The sequence below is a fragment of the Streptomyces corallincola genome (genome assembly GCF_019104725.1).
Taxonomy (GTDB): Bacteria; Actinomycetota; Actinomycetes; order Streptomycetales; family Streptomycetaceae; genus Streptomyces; species Streptomyces corallincola.
The window spans coordinates 1-472 of sequence record NZ_JAHRXF010000102.1; the positions used below are offsets into that span (position 1 = coordinate 1).

Sequence of the window (472 nt, forward strand, 5' to 3'; positions counted from 1 at the left end):
ACGCAGCAGAAGGACGTTCACGATCTCCCGGATCGCGTCCACCCCGTGCTCGTGCTGCGTCACCCCCAGACACCAGCTGATGATGCTGCGATCCGCGTCCCGGTAGATCCGTGCCGTCCGCAGGATGTCCGCGCGCGAGATGCCGGACTGACGCTCCAGCTCCTCCCAGGGCGTGTCCTCGCAGAGCTTGCGGTACGCCTCGAACCCGTTGGTGTACCGCTCGATGAACTCGTGGTCGAGCGCCTTCGGGTCGGTCTTCGACTGCTCCAGTACCGCCTTGGCGATACCCCGCATCAGCGCCATGTCCCCGCCGATACGCACCTGGAGGTTCAGCGTGCCGGTGCGGGTGGAGTGGAAGGCGGCCATGTCCTTGAAGTCGTGCGGGATGATCGTCCGGCGCGACGCGGCCTCGATGAACGGGTTGATGTGCACGACCTCGGCACCCCGCTTGTACGCCTCGGCGAGAGCCGTC

General features: G+C 66.5%; 1 pseudogene. It reads right to left on the minus strand.

The features are described from left to right. Positions 1 to 472 (minus strand): annotated as a pseudogene (locus tag KUM39_RS27960) (FdhF/YdeP family oxidoreductase); the annotation flags it as partial.